This is a genomic window from Streptomyces phaeochromogenes (genome assembly GCF_001418655.1).
Classification (GTDB): Bacteria; Actinomycetota; Actinomycetes; order Streptomycetales; family Streptomycetaceae; genus Streptomyces; species Streptomyces phaeochromogenes.
On sequence record NZ_LIQZ01000374.1, the window covers coordinates 1 to 1,083 of the forward strand.

2 protein-coding genes are annotated in these 1,083 nt (G+C 67.3%); both read right to left on the reverse strand.

Features of this window, described 5'->3' with window-relative positions; genetic code table 11:
• Positions 1-48: 48 nt before the first annotated feature.
• A partial coding sequence (locus AOK17_RS49270; protein WP_206190907.1) for an OsmC family protein occupies positions 49-273 on the reverse strand: 225 nt, incomplete at its 5' end.
• Positions 274-455: 182 nt separating this feature from the next.
• Positions 456-1,083: NADP-dependent oxidoreductase (locus AOK17_RS38565; RefSeq protein WP_157881484.1), on the reverse strand; the 628-nt coding region annotated here is incomplete at its 5' end.

Consider the following 1,083-nt stretch of genomic DNA (forward strand, 5'->3'; position numbering starts at 1 on the left):
CGCCCCTAGAAGCTCCGGTGCGCGGGCTCTCTGGAAAAGGCCCGTCGGTCAGGTCAGAGTGACTGTGATGTTGCCCGTGGTGGCCTTTGAGTACGGGCATACCTGGTGGGCCTTCTCCAGGAGGGCCCGGGCCTCGGTGGGGTCCACGTTCGGGATGTTGGCGGAGATCTCGACTATGAGGCCGAAGCCGTCGGCGTTCTTGCCGATGCCTACCTTCGCGGTGACGGTCGAGCCGGTGATGTCGGCCTTCTCCTGGCGGGCGACGACGCCGAGNNGCGACGGCGGTGTAGAGGACGTCGGTCTGCTGGATGGACATGCGGTGGCTTCCTCCTTGGTCCGCCACGATTCGCGCCCACGACTCGCGACAGTTTCGGAAAGAAGTTACCGCATGTCGGAAGTGCAGCAGAAGGCCGTTGCCACAGTCACCGGCGTCGCCGCCGTCACCGCCGTCCGCTTCAGAGCTTGACGATCATCTTTCCGGTGTTCTCGCCGCGCAGGACCCCGAGGAACGCCTCCAGGTTGTTCTCGATGCCCTCGACGACCGTCTCGCGGTACTTGAGCGCGCCGGAGGCGACCCAGGGGCCGACCTCCTGGACGAACTGCGGCTGCAGGTCGTAGTGGTCGCCGACGAGGAGTCCCTCGATGCGGCCGCGGGTCGCGATGAGGCGGGCGAGGTTCTTCGGGCCGGGGGCGGGCTCCGTGTTGTTGTAGACGGAGATCATCCCGCAGATCGCGATACGGCCGTGGAGGTTGAGGGAGCCGATCGCGGCCTCCAGGTGGTCGCCGCCGACGTTGTCGAAGTAGACGTCGATGCCGTCGGGGGCCGCCTCCCTCAGCTGCTCGCTCACGGAGCCGTTCTTGTAGTTGAAGGCGGCGTCGAAGCCGTACTCCTCCACCAGGAGCTTGACCTTCTCGTCGGAACCGGCGGAGCCGATGACGCGCGAGGCGCCCTTGAGCTTGGCGATCTGGCCGACCTGGCTGCCCACGGCTCCGGCCGCGCCGGACACGAAGACGGTGTCGCCCTCCTTGAAGGAGGCGGTGCGCAGCAGGCCCGCGTACGCGGTGAGGCCGGTCATGCCGAGG